Raw genomic sequence first — 17,905 nt, 5'->3', positions numbered from 1 at the left:
TCCGATCTCATGATAATTGGGTACAATTCGCACGGGCTGTGCGGAATGACGAACAATGCAGATTGATCTCGGGGACCTGAACGCCTTCGTGGCCGTAGCGCGCGCCAAAGGTTTTCGGGATGCGGCACGCGCCAGCGGCGGCAGTGCGTCCGGCTTGAGCGAGGCGGTGCGGCGCCTGGAGATGCAGCTCGGTGTCAGGCTGCTCAACCGGACGACCCGCAGCGTTGTCCTGACGGAAGCCGGCGAAGGCCTGCTGGCGCGGCTCGGTCCTGCCTTGACCGAGGTGGAGTCGGCCCTCGACGTAGTGAACGGCTTTCGCGACAGGCCGGCAGGTACGTTGCGCCTCAATGTGCCGGTCAGCGCGGCGCGGCTGGTACTGCCCAGCATCGTTCCGCCTTTTCTCGCCGCCTATCCAGGCATCCGGTTGGAGGTGATCTCGGAGGAGAGCTTCGTCGATGTGCTGGCGGCGGGGTGCGACGCCGGCATTCGCTATGAGGAGCGGCTGGAGCAGGACATGATCGCTGTGCCGATCGGACCGCGCGTGCAGCGCTTCGCCACCGCCGCCAGCCCGGCCTACCTGGATCGTCATGGCCGGCCGCAACACCCGAGCGACCTGCTCGGCCACGCCTGCCTGCGCGGCCGCTTTGCCAGCCGTGCGGTGCCGCCGTGGGAATTCGAGCGCGACGGCGAGGTGGTGCGGGTCGACCCGACGGGGCCGCTTGTCGTGACCCTGGGTGGGGCGACTGACCTCAAAGTCGATGCAGCCATCGCCGGCACCGGCATCATCAGCCTGTTCGAGGATTGGCTACGCCCTCACTTCGAGAGCGGGGCGCTCGAACCGCTGCTTGAACCCTGGTGGCAGAGCTTCTCCGGCCCGTTCCTTTACTATCCCGGCCGGCGCCTCGTGCCGGCGCCGCTGCGGGCGTTCATTGACTTCATCAAGGCCTGAAGTCTGCCATCATGCGTGCGAGCCGCGCCCGATGGGGTGATTGGTGCCCTTTTTGTGAAAAAGGCCGCCCGGAGGCGGCCTTTCGATAGCGTGCAATTGCGCAGCGCTTAGCGCTTGGAGAACTGGAAGCTCCGGCGGGCCTTCGCCTTGCCGTACTTCTTGCGCTCGACGACGCGGCTGTCACGGGTCAGGAAGCCGCCCTTCTTGAGCACGGCGCGCAGCGCCGGCTCGTAATAGGTCAGCGCCTTGGAGATGCCGTGGCGCACCGCACCGGCCTGGCCGGAAAGGCCGCCGCCGATGACGGTGGCAACGATGTCGTACTGGCCGGCACGGTTGGCGGCGATGATCGGCTGGTTGAGGATCATCTGCAGCACCGGGCGCGCGAAATATTCGGCGAACACCTTGTCGTTGACGACGATCTTGCCGGAGCCGGGCTTCACCCAGACGCGCGCGATGGCGTTCTTGCGCTTGCCGGTGGCATAGGCGCGGCCCGATTTGTCGAGCTTCTGGACATGGACGGGTGCAGCCGGCTGGGTGTTGGTGTTGCCGGTGGCAGTTCCGAGTTCTGCGAGCGAGGAAAGCTCAGCCATCTTACGAAACCTTCTTGTTCTTGGCGTTCAGCTTGGCCACGTCGAGGACGACGGGCTGCTGGGCGACATGCGGATGTTCCGTGCCTGCATAGACGCGGAGGTTCTTCATCTGGCGACGGCCGAGCGGGCCGCGCGGGATCATGCGTTCGACGGCCTTCTCAACGACACGCTCGGGAAAGCGGCCCTCGAGCAGCTGGCGCGCGGTGCGTTCCTTGACGCCACCGGGGTGACCGGTGTGCCAGTAATAGACCTTGTCGGTGAACTTCTTGCCGGTGAACACCACCTTGTCGGCATTGATGACGATGACGTTGTCGCCGTCGTCGACATGCGGGGTGAAAGTGGGCTTGTGCTTGCCGCGAAGATGATTGGCGATGACAGTGGCGAGACGGCCGACGACGAGACCCTCGGCGTCGATCAGCACCCACTTCTTCACCACATCCGCAGGCTTCTGCGAAAAGGTTGTCATGGATTGTTGCTTTCGGTTCGGACCTTCAAAAGAAGGCGTTTCTTGTTGCTTGGATTGGCGAAAGGCACTTGCCCGCCGCCAATAACAAAACGGCGGCCTTTGCGGGCCGCTGTTCCGTGAGGGCTTATAGGAGAGAGCGGCGACTACGTCAAGGCGCGTGAAAAGCCATCTCTGGGGTAAAATCAAGCAAAAACAATGATTTGAGCACAAGGTATTATTTTACCACATCTCCAATCCGCTTTGGCGGGATCGAATAGGTGCCCGTTGCGTGCGCTACCGTGTGTCCCTCCGGGCCGGCGACGATGTCGATATCGAACACCATCAGGCTCTTGCCGAGCTTGAGGATGCGGCAATGGCCGTCGATCGGCCCGGCCTCGGCCTTGCGGACAAAATTGATGTTGAGACTGGTGGTGACCGAAAGTGCATCCGGTCCGGCATGCGAGAGCACGCAGACATAACCGCCTATGTCGGCCAGCGTGAACAGCGCCGAACCCGACACGGTGCCGCCGGGACGCAAATGGCGCTCGTCGGCATTGAGCCGCACGACACAGCCGCCTGGAAACACCTCCAACGCCTCGTAGAAGGTGAACTGGTCGTTGAGCTGCGGGAAAACAGTCGCCACAAGCGCGTTGACGTCAACAGCCGTCAGCACCGGCTTGAGATTGCTTTGAGCAGGCATGTCGGTCTCTCGTTTGCGCCTGCCTGTATGAGCGTAGCGTGCCGTTTCTGGCAACAGCCATTCATTATGGCAGAAGCGGGTGTTGGACGAAGCGAGACCCGCATACTAGATTAGACCATCACCGATCCGGAATCGCGGAGGAATGACCCATGGCCGAAATCGTCGCCATCAAGCCTGCCGTTGCTGAAGGGCCGGTCGCCGCCCGGCTGGATAAGGGCGTGCTGCGCCTGACGCTCGCCAATCCGCCGGCCAATGCTCTTTCGCTTTCAGTGATGGCGGCGCTGATGGCGGAACTCGACCGCGCCAAGGCCGACAAGTCCGTCCGCGTCATCGTCCTTGGGGCGGCCGGCAAAGTGTTCTGCGCCGGGCACGACCTCAAGGAGTTAAGCACGCACCGCGCCGATGCCGATCACGGCAGGGCCTTCTTCGAAAAGACGTTTTCCGCCTGCGCTTCACTGATGCAGGCGATCGTTCGCCATCCCAAGCCGGTGATCGCCGAAGTCGACGGCCTGGCGACGGCGGCCGGATTGCAGCTGGTCGCCAGCTGCGATCTTGCCATCGCTTCGCACGAGGCGACCTTCTGCACGCCGGGCGTCAATATTGGACTGTTCTGCTCGACGCCGATGGTGGCGCTGTCGCGCAATGTCTCGCGCAAGCATGCCATGGAGATGCTTTTGACCGGCGAAACGATCGAAGCGGCAACCGCTAAGGAATTCGGCTTGGTCAACCGCGTCGTGCCGCGCGAATATCTGAATCAGATTGTCACCAAATACGCGCAAACCATTGCGTCCAAATCGTCCTTGGTCGTCAAGATCGGCAAGGAAGCCTTTTATGAGCAAGCGGAAATGGGGCTGGCCGAGGCCTATGATTACACCGGGCGCGTCATGGTCGAGAACATGCTGGCGCGCGATGCGGAAGAGGGCATTGGCGCCTTCATTGGCAAACGCAAGCCGGAATGGCCGGAGGAATAGGAGGCGGATATGGAACCGCGCATCTCCATCATCACCATCGCCACCGACGATCTCGACCGCGCCACGCGCTTTTATGAGGCGATGGGCCTGATCCGCCATGCCGGGATCACCGAGGGCGTTGCTTTCTTCCAGATGGGTGGCGCCATCCTTGCCCTGTTTCCGCGCCCAAGCGCCGAGGAGGATTCAGGCGTGACCTTCGGCAACGCGCCGTCGGCCATCTACCTCGCCTACAACACCCGCTCCGACGCCGAGGTCGATGCAGTGTTGGCGCTGGCCAAGAAGGCCGGCGGCCGTATCGTCAAGCCGGCGCAACGGGCCTTCTGGGGTGGCTGGTACGGCTATTTCGCCGATGCGGACGGGCATGTCTGGGAAGTGGCGCACAATCCGGCTTTTCCGATCGCGGAAGACGGATCGATTTCGCTGCCGGCCTGACGAGGTTCCCCTCTGGCTCATCGCAAGCAACTGACGCGGCTGAAGGCGCCCTATCTGAAGCGTATCCTGATCGAGCCCAGCCGGGTCGTCGATTGGGAAAAATATCCCTGGAACCTGCCGATCTTTCACCGCCATGAATTCGAGCTCGAATTCACCACGCCGATCACCATCATCGTCGGCGAGAACGGCACCGGTAAATCGACGCTGCTCGAAGCGATCGGCGCGCTGGCAGGCTACGATGAAGCCGGCGGCGGCAAGGGCTACATGCCGGTCGATCACTCCCGCGCCGTCGACAAGAGCGGCGCAGCGCTGGCGGCGACGTTGCGCGGCCACTGGCTGCCGAAGGTCACCGCCGGCTGGTTCTTTCGCGCCGAATCCTTCTATTCGGTTGCCCGCTATCTAGATCAGGCTGCCATCGACGCACATGAGGCGCCGCCCGACTTCCTGTCCTGGTCGCATGGCGAGGGTTTCATCAGATTGTTCGAGGAGCGCTGCCGCCGGCAAGGCATTTACATCCTCGACGAGCCCGAAAGCGCCTTGTCGCCGACGCGCCAGATCGAACTTCTCAAGATGCTGCGGCGGATGGACCAGTCCGGCACGGCGCAAGTGATCATGGCGACGCATTCGCCGCTGCTAATGGCCTGTCCCGGCGCGCGGCTGTTCCGCATCAGCCGGTCCGGGCTCGACCCGACCGATTTTCACGACACCGATCATTTCCGCATGATGCGCAATTTTTGCAACGATCCAGATGGTTTTCTCGCCGAAGCGCTGTATGAGGACGAGGCATGAACCACGACGCTTACGACAACGCCTATATCGCCGGCATCCTCAATTCGGTGAAGACCATCGCCATGGTCGGCGCGTCGGCTAATGACGTGCGGCCGAGCTATTTCGTGCTGAAATATCTGCTCGGCAAGGGCTTTTCGGTGTTCCCGATCAATCCCGGCCAGGCCGGCAAGGAGATCCTAGGCCGGATGACCTTTGCCAGGCTCGCCGACGTTCCGGGACCTGTCGACATGGTCGACGTGTTTCGCGCGTCCGCTGCCGTGCCGGGCATTGTCGACGAGGTGCTGCGGCTCGATCCGCTGCCGAAGGTCATCTGGATGCAGCTTGGCATACGCCATGACGAGGCGGCCACACGCGCCGAAGCCGCCGGCATCAAGGTGGTGATGAACCGTTGCCCCAAGATCGAATATGGCAAGCTGTCGGGCGAGATCGGCTGGACCGGCGTCAATTCCGGCGTGCTGTCGTCGAAGAAGCCGCTGATGCGGCCGGGTTTCCAGAGTTTCGGCGTTCGCCAGAAGTAGGTCGTGAATAGTGAATGGTGAATAGAAGGATTTTTCTGGAAGGCGGCAAGGCGGCATATGAGCCGCTTGCAATCAGGGCGGCGCTGGCCGACTTTGCCATTCACCATTCACCATTGAGGGAGGTTTTCGATGGCCCGCACGCCCGGTTTCAACACGCTCGCCGTCCATGCCGGCGCCAAGCCGGATCCGGCGACTGGGGCGCGAGCGACGCCGATCTATCAGACGACCTCCTTTGTCTTCGACGATGCCGACCACGCCGCCTCGCTGTTCGGGCTGAAGGCGTTCGGCAACATCTACACCCGCATCATGAACCCGACACAGGCGGTGCTGGAAGAGCGCATCGCGGCACTCGAAGGCGGCACGGCAGGCCTTGCGGTCGCCTCCGGCCATGCCGCGCAGGTGCTGGTCTTCCACAATCTGATGCAGCCCGGCGACAATTTCGTTTCAGCGACAAAGCTTTACGGCGGCTCGATCAACCAGTTCGGCCACGCCTTCAAGAATTTCGGTTGGCAGGTGCGCTGGGCCGACACCAATGACATCTCGACCTTCGAGAGCCAGATCGACGACAGGACCAAGGCGATCTTCATCGAAAGCCTGGCCAATCCGGGCGGCGTCTTCGTCGATATCGAGAAGATCGGCGACATTGCCCGCAAGCACGGCCTGCCGCTGATTGTCGACAACACGCTGGCCTCGCCCTACCTGCTGCGGCCAATCGAGCATGGCGCCGACATCGTCGTGCATTCGCTGACCAAGTTCATCGGCGGTCACGGCAATTCGATCGGCGGCGCCATTGTCGACGGCGGCACGTTCGACTGGTCGAAGTCGGGCAAATATCCGATGCTGTCGGAGCCGCGCCCCGAATATGGCGGCCTCGTCCTGCATGAGACCTTCGGCAATTTCGCCTTCGCCATCGCCGCGCGCGTGCTCGGCCTGCGCGATATCGGCGCGGCGATTTCGCCGTTCAACGCTTTCCTGATCCTGACCGGCCTGGAAACCTTACCGCTCAGGATGCAGCGCCACTGCGACAATGCGGCGGCGGTCGCCGGATGGCTTTCCAACCATCCCAAGGTCGCCTGGGTGTCCTATCCCGGCCTGCCCAGCGACAAGAACAATGCGTTGCAGAAGAAGTACTCGCCGCTGGGCGCCGGCGCGGTGTTCACTTTCGGGCTGAAGGGCGGCTACGCGGCGGGCATCAAGTTCGTCGAGGCGCTCGAGCTGTTCTCGCACCTGGCCAATGTCGGCGACACCAAGTCGCTGGTCATCCACCCGGCATCGACCACGCATCGCCAGCTTTCCGACGAGCAGAAGATCAATGCCGGGGCAGGGCCGGACACGGTCAGGCTTTCGGTCGGTATCGAGGACGTCAACGACATCGTCGCCGATCTGGAACAGGCGCTCGGCAAGGTTTGATTGCCATGACCGCACCGAAATTTCTTTTCGTCGGCGTCGACACCGTCGAACCGGAACTTGGCGCACCGGCGCCGGATCGCCTGATTTCGGGCGATCCGAAATTCCGCACCTGGAATGTCGAGGAACAGGACGGCGGCCTCTATGCCGGCATCTGGGAAGCAACGCCCGGCAAATGGCGCATCGAGTATGACGAGTGGGAGTTCTGCCACATCCTGTCAGGGGTTTCGGTGATCGCCGAAGACGGCGGCAAGGCGCGCACCGTCAAAGCCGGCGATAGTTTCGCGCTGAGGCCGGGCTTCAAGGGGAGCTGGGAAGTGCTTGAAACGACTCGCAAGGAGTATGTGATCAAGCTTTGATCGCCTGTCGGCTGAGCCTATCGGATCGAATCCTCAAAAGCCCACGGCGAGCGTTTCCAGCCCATGGAAATGATAGCTGTCGCGAAAGCGTGGTTGTTCGGCAAGATGCAGCTGCGGCAGGCGTTCGAACAAGGTTTTCAGCGACACCTGCAATTCGAGCCGGGCGAGCGGCGCGCCGATGCAGAAATGAATGCCGGCGCCGAACGACAGGTTTTTCTGGTCGGCGCGGTCCGGCCTGAAGGCGAGGGGCTCGGTAAAGGCGACGGGATCGCGATTGGCCATGCCGAGCAGCAGACCGATCCTCTCGCCAGGGCCTACGATGATCCCAGGCCCAGCCTCGACCTCCTGATAGGCATAACGCGTGAACATGTGCAGCGGCGCGTCGAAGCGCAGGCACTCTTCGACCGTCGCGGCTGTTGCTTCCGGTGAGGCGAAGAAGCGGCGCGGGTCGCCGCCTTGCGCAAGGATCGAGCGCACCGCATTGCCGGTCTGGTGGACGGTTGCTTCATGGCCGGCATTGAGCAACAGGATCGCCGACGATACCAGCTCGTCCTCCGACAGTTTCTGGCCATCCTCCTGTGCCGCAATCAGCAGCGACAGAAGATCCTCGCCCGGCCTCTTTCGCCGCTCGGCGACGTAGCCGCGCAAAAAATTCGAAAAGTCGCGCGCGGCGCGATTGGCCGTGTCCTCCGTCTCGCGGGTGCGGCCATGCATGTACATGGCGACCATCCGATGCGACCAGTCGAGCAGCTGCGGACCCATGTCGACCCGTACGCCGAGCATCTCGGCAATGATGGTGATCGGCAAGGGAGCTGCGAACGCCGGCAGCAGGTCGACTTCCCCTGGTTCGAAACGGTCGATCAGTTCGTTGGCCAGCGCCTCGACGCGCGGCCTGAGCCGCTCGACCTGGCGCGAGACCAAGGCGCGGTTGACCAGCGTTCTGAGCCGTGTGTGGACGGGCGGTTCCAGCTCCAGCATCGAATTGGCCTCGATGCCGTCGAAGGCGCTGAGATGCGTGCGATCCTGGCCGATGCCCCGGCTGTCCGGAATGCCGGCCGGGTTCTGCCGGCCGAAGCGGCGATCGCGCAGCAGACGGTTGACGTCGTCGAAGCCGCCAAAGCACCAGAAACCAAATTCTTCCCAGAAGAAGGCGTTCGATGCACCGTGCAGGAAGGCGTAGGCTTCGTAAGGGTCCTGGAAAAAAGCCGGCTCGTGCGGATCGAGCCACAGTCGGCGGGTGGCTGGATCAAAGGCAAGATAGGGCGGCTTCAATTCGGTCATGCCAGACCATTAGCGCATGACCCCGAAAACCGGAATCGGTTTTCGGAAAGGATCATGCGCAGATTCAAAGTGTTGGAGCGTCCTTTGCGCGTCGAAGGACGCGCGGCGCTCCAAGGCTTGCCAGTCTGGTGCCAGACCGTATGTTGGCCCTCCCGTGAGGTGAGCCATCAAAGCGGTTGTGGAAGGACGGTTTTCATGAATGTGATCGTGGTCGGTGCAGGCATTGCCGGGCTTTCCACGGCGTGGTCGCTGGTCAAGGCCGGTCACCTCGTCTCGATCGTCGAGCAGGGACCGATCCCCAATCCGCTCGCCGCCTCCGGCGACCACCATCGCATCATTCGCCGCGCCTATCGGGCCAGGACGGGCTACGGCCGGCTGATCACCAACGCCTATGAAGCCTGGGACGAAATGTGGGCCGATCTCGGCGAAAGCCATCTCGATCCGCGCGGCTTCATCTGTATTTCGCGCGAGCCGGGAGATGAGGCCGAGGAATACCGCGAAGGCATGGAAGCCGGGAACTACCCGTTCGAATTGTTCGAGCCGGATGCCGCGGTCGAACGCTGGCCGTTCCTGGAACCAGGTTCATTTCGCTATGCGTATTTTTCACCGGACGGTGGCGCCTTGCACTGCCGCAAGATCGCCTCGGGCCTCGCCAGATGGCTGCGCGCGAACGGCGCCAATGTCTTCGAAAACAGCAAGGTGGTCGAGATCGACGCCGACGCCGGACATGTCGTGCTTGCGAGCGGCGAGACGATGCAGGCCGACCGGATCGTCGTCGCCGCCGGCGCCTGGGTGCTAAAACTGTTCCCGGAGCTGGATGGCGAGCTGAAAACCTGGCGCACCGCGCTCGCCTATGTCGAACCGCCAGTGGACCTGAAAGCGGTCTGGCAGGCAGCACCGGTCGTCCTCGACGTCGGTGGCTCCGTCGACGGCTACGTGATCCCGCCCTCCGGCGGCGCCGGTATGAAGTTCGGGTCAGGCCTGCACCGAGTACCGACCAGCGATGCCGACTGGAACCGTCAACCGGTACCGGGCGAGGGTGAGGCGATCCGCAATCTGTTTTCGCCGCCGATTGCCCGTATCGCGGAGTACAAGGTCACCGAGGTGGTCACCTGCGCCTACACCTTCACCGCCGACCAGAAATTTCTGGCCCACCAAAAGGGCAGATGCCTGGTCGTCTCGGCCTGCTCCGGCCACGGCTACAAGTTCGGCGCGGCAGTTGGCAGAAGGGTTGCGGCCTGCGTCGGCAATGGCGATGTCGACGGCCTGAAGAAATGGCTCAGGGCCGAGGCGGCCTGAGCGCCTAGTATCGGCAATGCCTCGGAATATGCACGCGCCGCCAGCTGGATGAGCCCTCCCTGACCACCACGCGGCGCGCCACTGTCTGATAAGACGCTGGAATGTCGATGATGCGCCGTTGCTCCGGCCGCACCTGCACCTCTTCGGCGACGCTCTCGTATTCGGCGGGGAGGACAACGCGCCGCCGGCGTTCCGGCTCAACCACGACGATCTCGGCCACACGTTCATAGCGCGCCTTGTGCCTGACCTTGCACAGGACCTTGCGACCATTGATGATGCGCCATTCCCAGGAATAGCCGCCGTCGTCGACCCTCACGGACCGGTAGATGGTGCGGGTGATGGCGGGCGCGATCTCGTAGCTGACGCGCGCCGGCGCGATCTGCACTACGCGCTCGCGCGTCCCGTAGATTGGCGCCTCGTATTCCACCTGCTGGCCGGCCGGACTGACGAGCACGTCCTCATAGACCGTGTCGTAGACGGCCGGCCGGTTGACCTTCTCGTAGCATTCAACCGCGCGTCCGCTGGCAGCCGTTTCGGATGCCATGCCGAGTACGGCGATGCCGGTAAGAGCCAAGGAAGCAGTTTTCCTGATCATCGCACTCCCCCTGTTTGAACTGCGTGAAGCGGGTTCAACGTTGGATTGTAGGGCAAGCCGCGGCTGGAAAAAGCGGTTTCACCGCTTTTCGTTAAGCGATGCGGTTAAGAAACTGCTAAACAACGGCCAAGCATGAGCGTCCCTTCCGGCGGCAGGAGAGGGCTGCCGGCACGGCGACGGGCGAAACTTGGTTTGGAAACCTTGATTCGACTTAACCGGATGGCTAGGAGAGGCGGCCTTGCGCTAGGGTGAGCCGGCATCCTATTTACACAATAACGATCCAGAACCGATTCTGCCCGATTGCAAATCTCCGGCGCCGGAATCCCATCCTCAAAAAGGGATAGTCCATGAAGAACCCCGTCGAAACCTACATGAACCTCGTTCCGATGGTGGTCGAACAGACCAATCGCGGCGAGCGGGCCTATGACATTTTCTCGCGGCTCCTCAAGGAGCGCATCATTTTCATCACCGGCCCGGTCGAGGACGGCATGGCGACGCTGGTCTGCGCGCAGCTGCTGTTCCTCGAGGCGGAGAATCCGAAGAAGGAAATCAACCTTTATATCAACTCGCCCGGCGGCGTCGTCACCTCCGGCATGGCGATCTACGACACCATGCAGTTCATCAAGCCTGCCGTGTCGACGCTGTGCATCGGCCAGGCCGCATCGATGGGATCGCTGCTCTTGACGGCGGGCCACAAGGACATGCGCTTTGCGACGCCGAACGCCCGCATCATGGTCCACCAGCCGTCCGGCGGCTTCCAGGGCCAGGCCTCCGATATCGAGCGCCATGCCCAGGACATCATCAAGCTGAAGCGCCGCCTCAACGAGGTTTACGTCAAGCACACCGGCAAGAGCTACGATGAGATTGAAAAAACGCTCGACCGTGACCATTTCATGACTGCCGACGAGGCCAGGGATTTCGGCCTCATCGACAAGGTCATTTCGTCACGTGAGCCGGTCGAAGGTATTGCCTTATAGGCACGCGGTGGCAGTGAGTGGCGGGGATCACACGCTTTTGGCGCAGCTTGCGGCATTTCGGCCACAATTGGCTGTTCCCTCGACGGGTGCAATTGCCTACGTTAAGGCTATGTTGATTTTCGACGGCTTAGCTTTGCGTGGGGTTGTTCGAATCATTGCCCCGTTTTCCGATTTGTGTTTCGTACGGAATGCGTTGCGGGAGCCGGGGCACTGGCGGCGGCGGATTCCCGCGATAGATTGAATATGCGCCCTTTCAACCAGACCATCGGCGGGCGGCCATGAAAGGACATGAAAATGAGCAAGGTCGGCAACAACAGCGGTGATTCCAAGAACACGCTTTATTGCTCGTTTTGCGGCAAAAGCCAGCACGAAGTGCGCAAGCTGATCGCCGGGCCGACGGTGTTCATCTGCGACGAATGCGTCGAACTGTGCATGGACATCATCCGCGAGGAGAACAAGACCTCGATGGTGAAGTCGCGCGAGGGCGTGCCGACCCCGCAGGAAATCCTAAAGGTTCTCGACGACTATGTCATCGGCCAGCCCTACGCCAAGCGTGTGCTGTCGGTGGCCGTCCACAACCACTACAAGCGCCTCGCCCATGCCGGCAAGAACAACGACGTCGAGCTGGCGAAGTCGAACATCCTGCTGATCGGCCCTACCGGCTGCGGCAAGACGCTGCTGGCGCAGACGCTGGCCCGCATCATCGACGTCCCCTTCACCATGGCCGACGCGACGACGCTGACCGAGGCCGGCTATGTCGGCGAGGACGTCGAGAACATCATCCTGAAGCTGTTGCAGTCGGCCGACTACAATGTCGAGCGCGCCCAGCGCGGCATTGTCTACATCGACGAGATCGACAAGATCTCGCGCAAGTCGGACAATCCCTCGATCACCCGCGATGTGTCGGGCGAGGGCGTGCAGCAGGCACTGCTGAAGATCATGGAAGGCACTGTCGCCTCCGTGCCGCCGCAGGGCGGCCGGAAGCATCCGCAGCAGGAATTCCTGCAGGTCGACACCGCCAACATCCTGTTCATCTGCGGCGGCGCTTTCGCCGGCCTGGACAAGATCATCTCGGATCGTGGCAGGAAGACCTCGATCGGTTTCGGCGCCATCGTCGCTTCGCCCGAGGATCGGCGCACCGGCGATGTTTTCCGCCTGGTCGAGCCTGAGGATCTGTTGAAGTTCGGCCTCATTCCCGAGTTCGTCGGCCGTCTGCCTGTCCTGGCGACGCTGGAGGACCTCGACGAGCCGGCACTGATCCAGATCCTGACCGAGCCGAAGAACGCGCTGGTCAAGCAGTATCAGCGGCTGTTCGAGATGGAGAATGTTGACCTGACCTTCCACGAGAACGCGCTGTCGGCGATCGCCAAGCGCGCCATCGAGCGCAAGACCGGCGCGCGCGGCCTGCGTTCGATCATGGAAGCGATCCTCCTCGACACCATGTTCGAGCTGCCGGCGCTGGAAGGCGTGCGCGAAGTCGTTATTTCGGAAGAGGTGGTGTCAGGCAACGCCAGGCCGCTCTACATCTATTCCGAGCAGAAGGAAAAGAAGGGCAACGTCAGCGCCTGACGTGAGCCGGCAATGGATTTTTGTGAAACGGCGCCGCAGGGCGCCGTTTTGCTGTCGCACACTGCGTACGGCGCCGCGTAATGGCCGCGGATTGGAGGGACGGACCGTGTTGACCCTTGATCTTTACCCCCTGTGCCTCCAACTAATGGCAGAAGGCCGTGGTGCCGAATTCTGTGCTGTAAAACTCCCGTCACAAACGGTGGTAGGCGGAACGATCCCCGGTCGTTAATATGAGATTCGCGGTTGGCCGATTGGCGGCCGCGACATGAAAGGTTGGACAATGGCCAAATTATCCAAGGCTCCCAGCGACGGCGTCTTCGCAGTCCTCCCACTGCGCGACATCGTGGTGTTCCCGCACATGATCGTTCCGCTCTTCGTCGGGCGTGAAAAGTCGATCAAGGCGCTGGAAGAAGTGATGGGTCAGGAAAAGCAGATCCTGCTTGCGACCCAGATGAATGCCGCCGACGACGATCCGGAGCCCGATGCCATCTTTGACATCGGCACGCTCGCCAATGTGCTGCAATTGCTGAAACTGCCGGACGGCACCGTGAAGGTGCTGGTCGAAGGCGCCTCGCGCGCGAAAATCGTCGCGTTCACCGACCGTCCCGACTTCCATGAAGCCCGTGCTGCGGCGCTGGTCGAACCGGAGGAGGAAGAGGTCGAGGTCGAGGCGCTGGCCCGTTCCGTCGTCACCGACTTCGAGAACTACGTCAAGCTGAACAAGAAGATCTCGCCCGAAGTGGTGGGTGCCGCCAGCCAGATCGACGACTATTCCAAGCTCGCCGACACGGTCGCTTCGCATCTTGCCATCAAGATCCCCGAGAAGCAGGAGATGCTCGCCACGCTTTCCGTCAAGGAACGGCTGGAGAAGGCGATGGGCTTCATGGAAGCCGAAATCTCGGTGCTCCAGGTCGAGAAGCGCATCCGCTCGCGCGTCAAGCGCCAGATGGAGAAGACGCAGCGCGAATACTACCTCAACGAGCAGATGAAGGCGATCCAGAAGGAGCTCGGCGAAGGCGAGGACGGCCGCGACGAGGCCGCCGAGATCGAGGCGCGCATCAAGAAGACCAAGCTCTCCAAGGAGGCCCGCGAAAAGGCAGAAGCCGAACTGAAGAAGCTGCGGACGATGTCGCCGATGTCGGCTGAATCGACCGTCGTGCGCAACTATCTCGACTGGCTGCTGTCGATCCCGTGGGGCAGGAACTCCAAGGTCAAGCAGGATCTGGCCTTTGCCCAGAACGTGCTCGATACGGATCATTTCGGCCTCGACAAGGTCAAGGACCGCATCGTCGAATACCTCGCCGTGCAGAGCCGCCAGAAGAAGCTGAAGGGGCCGATCCTGTGCCTCGTCGGACCTCCCGGCGTCGGCAAGACCTCGCTCGGCAAGTCGATCGCCAAGGCGACCGGTCGTGAGTTCATCCGCATGGCGCTGGGCGGCGTGCGCGACGAGGCCGAGATCCGTGGTCACCGCCGCACCTATATCGGCTCGATGCCCGGCAAGGTCATCCAGTCGATGAAGAAGGCGAAGAAATCCAACCCGCTCTTCCTGCTCGACGAGATCGACAAGATGGGCCAGGATTTCCGCGGCGATCCGTCATCGGCTTTGCTCGAGGTGCTCGATCCCGAGCAGAACTCGACGTTCATGGACCATTACCTCGAGGTCGAATACGACCTGTCGAGCGTGATGTTCGTGACGACGGCGAACACGCTGAACATCCCTGCGCCCTTGATGGACCGCATGGAGATCATCCGTATCGCCGGTTACACCGAGGACGAGAAGATCGAAATCGCCAAGCGTCACCTGATGCCCAAGGTGATCCGCGACCACGCGTTGCAGCCGAAGGAGTTCTCCGTCGGCGAGGACGCGATCCGCGGCATCATCCAGACCTACACCCGTGAAGCGGGCGTCAGGAGCCTGGAGCGCGAGCTGATGAAGCTCGGGCGCAAGGCGGTGACCGAGATCCTGAAGACGAAGAAGAAGACGATCAACATCACGGCGGACAATCTTGCCGATTACCTTGGTGTTCCGCGCTTCCGCTTCGGCCAGGTCGAGAGCGACGATCAGGTCGGCGTGGTCACCGGGCTCGCCTGGACGGAAGTCGGCGGCGAGCTGTTGACGGTGGAAGGCGTCATGATGCCCGGCAAGGGCCGCATGACGGTGACCGGCAATCTGCGCGACGTGATGAAGGAATCGATCTCGGCGGCGGCCTCTTACGTCCGCTCGCGGGCCATCGATTTCGGCGTCGAGCCGCCGCTGTTCGACAAGCGCGATATCCACGTGCACGTGCCAGAAGGCGCAACGCCTAAGGACGGACCGTCGGCTGGCGTGGCGATGGCGACGGCGATCGTCTCGGTGTTGACCGGTATCCCGGTCAAGGCCGATGTGGCGATGACCGGCGAGATCACGCTGCGCGGCAGGGTGCTGCCGATCGGCGGCCTTAAGGAAAAGCTGCTTGCCGCACTGCGCGGCGGCATCAAGAAGGTGCTGATCCCGGAAGAGAACGCTAAGGATCTGGCGGAGATTCCGGAGAACGTGAAGAGCGGCATGGAAATCATTCCGGTCTCACGCGTTGGTGAAGTGTTGCGCCATGCGCTGGTGCGCATGCCGGAACCGATCCAGTGGGTCGAACCCGTCAATGCGCCGGCCGTGGTCGATGTCGGAGACGAGGCTGGTAAATCGCTGGCGCATTAGTTCTTGCTAAAGTTGCAATGCACAAAGAGAGAGCCGGGCCTTGAGCCCGGCTTTTTCATGTGAAGAACCCCGGATTTCCGGGCTTTTTTCGACTTTCTTGGCGCTTTTCGACTTGGTTGCCGGAGCGCTTCTTTCTAAAGTCCGTTTCCTGCCGGATGAGTCGAGTGTTCCGGTTTTCTCATGGAAGGGAATTTTTATGAACAAGAACGAACTGGTGTCCGCTGTCGCCGATGCCGCGAGTATTTCGAAGGGTGACGCGCAGTCGGCGGTTGATGCGGTGTTTTCCGTCATCACCGGCGAACTGAAAAAGGGCGGCGATGTCCGGCTTGTCGGCTTCGGAAATTTCACCGTGTCAAAACGCGCCGCGTCGACCGGCCGCAATCCGCAGACCGGTGCGGAAGTGAAGATCCCGGCGCGCACCGTGCCGAAGTTCTCGGCCGGCAAGGGCCTCAAGGACGCGGTCAACTAAGCGCCTCCTTAAGTCTTTCAGAGAAAAGAAAAGCCGGCATATCCGGTTTTTCTTTTCTGTGCCCGCGGTGTCGTTGGAAAAGGCGGCGCTATGCCGTCGGCGCATCCGTGCGCATCAAGCCTTCTGTCTTGAGATCGGCCCACAGCGCTGATGGCAGCTTCGCGTCGAGCAGCGAGCGATTGCTTTCGACTTCGCCCGGCCGCTGGCCACCCGGGATTACCGACACGACCGAAGGATGCAACAGCGGGAACTGCAGCGCCGCCTCGATCAGGCGCACGCCGTGGCGCTTGCAGACGGCCTCGATGCGGGTGACGCGGTCCATGATATCCTGCGGCGCTTCCGAATAATTGTAGTAGGCGCCGGGCTTCGGCCCGGTTGCCAGAATGCCGGAATTGTACGGCCCGCCGAGAACGATGCCGATGCCGCGTTGCTGGCATAGAGGCAGGAAAGACTGCAGCGCCTCCTGCTCCAGCAGCGTATAGCGCCCGGCAAGCAGAAACAGGTCGAAATCGCCGCGCTCGGCCAGCGTCTGGGCAACCGGCCACTCATTGATGCCGCCGCCGAACGCCTCGATTACGCCCTGGTCGCGCAGTGCCAGCAATCCATAGTAGCCGGAGCTCATGAATTCCTGGATGCGCTGGTCCGAGGCTTCCTTGCTGCCATGAGTGAAGATATCGACATCGTGCACGAAGAGGATGTCGATGCGGTCGACGCCGAGCCGTTCCAGCGAGGCTTCGAACGAGCGCATGACGCCGTCATAGCTGTAGTCGTAGACCTCGCGGCGCGACGGCGTGTCGAAGAACTTGCCGATGCCGGTGCGCTGTTCCGGCGGGCAGGCGCGCATGATGCGCCCGACCTTGCTCGACAGCACGTAGTCGTCGCGCCTCTTCGAACGCAGGAACGGATTAAGCCGCGTTTCTGCGAGGCCGAGCCCATAGAGCGGTGCTGTGTCGTAGTAGCGGCAGCCGACCCGCCATGCCGCCTCCAGCGTGGCATTGGCATCCTCATCGGACACGGCGCGATAGAGATTGCCGAGCGGCGCGGTGCCGAAGCCGAGCTCGGTGAAGTTGATGCCGCCATTGCCGATGCGGTCGAAATGCCGTGTCTTCATATGCTGTCGTTTCCTCATTTACGATTTGCCGTGACACTATCACGGCTGTAGCGCATCAAAAGCACTGCGTGTCGTTGGACACCAATTTTCGCGGTGATAGCATGAATGAAAACAAGCTGTTCGGGGCAAATGTGACTGAGATGTTCATGTGGTTCTCCGGTACCTGCAAGCTGGTGCAAATGTCATGACGGACGACGGCGAAAACCTGTTTGGGATTGCGCTGAGCGAGCTTGGCACCGTGCTGGAGCGTATCAACGAAAGCCGCATTGACGCGGCTTGCGCCATCTTGGCCGGCGCGAAAAAGATCGTCACCTATGGCTGCGGCCGCGAGGCGCTGCAGGTCCAGGGTTTTGCCATGCGGCTCTACCATCTCGGTCTGCCGGTGTCGGTCGTCGGCGACATGACCACGCCGCCGCTGGGCGCGGGCGATGTCTTCCTCGCCAGCTCCGGCCCGGGCGAGACATCGACGGTGCTGACCTTGATGCGGGTCGCGCGCGAGGCCGGTGCCGTCGTCCTGCTGCTCACCGCGCAAGCCGACAGCACTGCCGCGAAGCTGGCCGACTTCACGCTGCTTATCCCGGCTCAGACCATGGCCGACGACCAGGGTCCGGAAAAGACATCCGTCCTGCCGATGGGCTCGGTGTTCGAAGGCGCGCTGTTCGTCCTCTTCGAAGTGATGGTGCTGAAGCTCAGGGATCTGACCGGCGTCTCGCCGGAAGCGATGCGCGCCCGCCACACCAATATGGAGTAGG

General features: G+C 62.1%; 19 protein-coding genes. 13 read left to right on the top strand and 6 right to left on the bottom strand.

The features are described from left to right. Positions 1-55: 55 nt before the first annotated feature. A complete protein-coding gene (locus NKH43_RS06810) occupies positions 56-949 on the top strand; it encodes a LysR family transcriptional regulator (protein WP_352857159.1) in 894 nt (297 codons plus the stop codon). A gap of 107 nt (positions 950-1,056) precedes the next feature. On the opposite strand, the gene rpsI is transcribed toward NKH43_RS06810, so the two are convergent. The 3 genes from rpsI to NKH43_RS06795 all read right to left on the bottom strand — a co-directional run bounded on the left by rpsI (position 1,057) and on the right by NKH43_RS06795 (position 2,684). Continuing rightward, positions 1,057-1,539: a 30S ribosomal protein S9 gene (gene rpsI / locus NKH43_RS06805; RefSeq protein ID WP_023717316.1), complete on the bottom strand. Its 483-nt coding sequence runs from the start codon at positions 1,537-1,539 to the stop codon at positions 1,057-1,059. Position 1,540: 1 nt separating this feature from the next. Beyond that, on the bottom strand, positions 1,541-2,005 hold the full coding sequence (rplM, locus tag NKH43_RS06800) for a 50S ribosomal protein L13 (protein WP_023717317.1): 465 nt from the start codon (positions 2,003-2,005) through the stop codon (positions 1,541-1,543). A 214-nt stretch (positions 2,006-2,219) separates the two neighbouring features. Further along, entirely contained in the window at positions 2,220-2,684 is a 465-nt protein-coding gene (locus tag NKH43_RS06795; protein ID WP_352857157.1) for a PaaI family thioesterase, read from the bottom strand. Positions 2,685-2,833: 149 nt separating this feature from the next. Between NKH43_RS06795 and NKH43_RS06790 the strand changes: the two genes are divergently transcribed. From NKH43_RS06790 to NKH43_RS06765, 6 genes are all read left to right on the top strand, one after another. Next, positions 2,834-3,655, top strand: coding sequence for an enoyl-CoA hydratase (locus NKH43_RS06790; RefSeq protein ID WP_023717319.1), 822 nt, complete (start codon positions 2,834-2,836; stop codon positions 3,653-3,655). Between the two features lie 9 nt (positions 3,656-3,664). Further along, entirely contained in the window at positions 3,665-4,087 is a 423-nt protein-coding gene (locus NKH43_RS06785) for a VOC family protein (protein WP_352857155.1), read from the top strand. Positions 4,088-4,099: 12 nt separating this feature from the next. Then, positions 4,100-4,876, top strand: coding sequence for an AAA family ATPase (locus tag NKH43_RS06780; RefSeq protein ID WP_352857305.1), 777 nt, complete (start codon positions 4,100-4,102; stop codon positions 4,874-4,876). Beyond that, positions 4,873-5,394, top strand: coding sequence for a CoA-binding protein (locus NKH43_RS06775; RefSeq protein WP_352857153.1), 522 nt, complete (start codon positions 4,873-4,875; stop codon positions 5,392-5,394). The genes NKH43_RS06780 and NKH43_RS06775 overlap by 4 nt, the downstream gene beginning before the upstream one ends. A 129-nt stretch (positions 5,395-5,523) precedes the next feature. After that, the gene (locus NKH43_RS06770; protein ID WP_352857151.1) at positions 5,524-6,804 is read left to right on the top strand and encodes an O-acetylhomoserine aminocarboxypropyltransferase; all 1,281 of its coding nucleotides are present in this window, start codon (positions 5,524-5,526) and stop codon (positions 6,802-6,804) included. Positions 6,805-6,809: 5 nt separating this feature from the next. Beyond that, on the top strand, positions 6,810-7,160 hold the full coding sequence (locus NKH43_RS06765) for a cupin domain-containing protein (RefSeq protein ID WP_352857149.1): 351 nt from the start codon (positions 6,810-6,812) through the stop codon (positions 7,158-7,160). A 33-nt stretch (positions 7,161-7,193) separates the two neighbouring features. Here the strand turns inward: NKH43_RS06765 and NKH43_RS06760 are convergent, their stop codons facing one another. After that, complete coding sequence (locus NKH43_RS06760) at positions 7,194-8,441, bottom strand: cytochrome P450 (RefSeq protein WP_352857147.1); 1,248 nt, start codon at positions 8,439-8,441, stop codon at positions 7,194-7,196. A 195-nt stretch (positions 8,442-8,636) separates the two neighbouring features. Here NKH43_RS06760 and NKH43_RS06755 point away from each other — a divergent pair, with 195 nt between their 5' ends. Next, positions 8,637-9,740 carry an NAD(P)/FAD-dependent oxidoreductase gene (locus tag NKH43_RS06755; protein ID WP_352857145.1) on the top strand — a complete coding sequence of 368 codons (1,104 nt, stop codon included), beginning with the start codon at positions 8,637-8,639 and terminating at the stop codon, positions 9,738-9,740. A gap of 4 nt (positions 9,741-9,744) precedes the next feature. On the opposite strand, the gene NKH43_RS06750 is transcribed toward NKH43_RS06755, so the two are convergent. Next, positions 9,745-10,335: a hypothetical protein gene (locus NKH43_RS06750; RefSeq protein ID WP_352481202.1), complete on the bottom strand. Its 591-nt coding sequence runs from the start codon at positions 10,333-10,335 to the stop codon at positions 9,745-9,747. A 347-nt stretch (positions 10,336-10,682) separates the two neighbouring features. Between NKH43_RS06750 and NKH43_RS06745 the strand changes: the two genes are divergently transcribed. From NKH43_RS06745 to NKH43_RS06730, 4 genes are all read left to right on the top strand, one after another. Next, the gene (locus tag NKH43_RS06745; protein WP_023674655.1) at positions 10,683-11,312 is read left to right on the top strand and encodes an ATP-dependent Clp protease proteolytic subunit; all 630 of its coding nucleotides are present in this window, start codon (positions 10,683-10,685) and stop codon (positions 11,310-11,312) included. Between the two features lie 294 nt (positions 11,313-11,606). Then, complete coding sequence (gene clpX / locus NKH43_RS06740) at positions 11,607-12,881, top strand: ATP-dependent Clp protease ATP-binding subunit ClpX (RefSeq protein ID WP_006332719.1); 1,275 nt, start codon at positions 11,607-11,609, stop codon at positions 12,879-12,881. Positions 12,882-13,161: 280 nt separating this feature from the next. Beyond that, positions 13,162-15,573 (top strand): endopeptidase La, encoded by a 2,412-nt coding sequence (gene lon / locus NKH43_RS06735; protein WP_023674656.1) that lies wholly within the window; start codon positions 13,162-13,164, stop codon positions 15,571-15,573. 196 nt (positions 15,574-15,769) lie between these two features. Beyond that, a complete protein-coding gene (locus NKH43_RS06730) occupies positions 15,770-16,042 on the top strand; it encodes an HU family DNA-binding protein (RefSeq protein WP_006201846.1) in 273 nt (90 codons plus the stop codon). Between the two features lie 88 nt (positions 16,043-16,130). Here the strand turns inward: NKH43_RS06730 and NKH43_RS06725 are convergent, their stop codons facing one another. Further along, positions 16,131-17,153, bottom strand: a complete 1,023-nt coding sequence (locus tag NKH43_RS06725) for an aldo/keto reductase (RefSeq protein ID WP_352789589.1) — start codon at positions 17,151-17,153, stop codon at positions 16,131-16,133. A 184-nt stretch (positions 17,154-17,337) separates the two neighbouring features. Here NKH43_RS06725 and NKH43_RS06720 point away from each other — a divergent pair, with 184 nt between their 5' ends. Continuing rightward, the gene (locus NKH43_RS06720; protein WP_023717330.1) at positions 17,338-17,904 is read left to right on the top strand and encodes an SIS domain-containing protein; all 567 of its coding nucleotides are present in this window, start codon (positions 17,338-17,340) and stop codon (positions 17,902-17,904) included. Position 17,905: the final 1 nt, after the last annotated feature.

This window comes from Mesorhizobium sp. M1163 (assembly GCF_040318415.1).
Lineage (GTDB): Bacteria > Pseudomonadota > Alphaproteobacteria > Rhizobiales > Rhizobiaceae > Mesorhizobium.
Note: the sequence above shows the minus strand (reverse complement) of the source record. Positions and strands in the feature narration are given on the sequence as shown.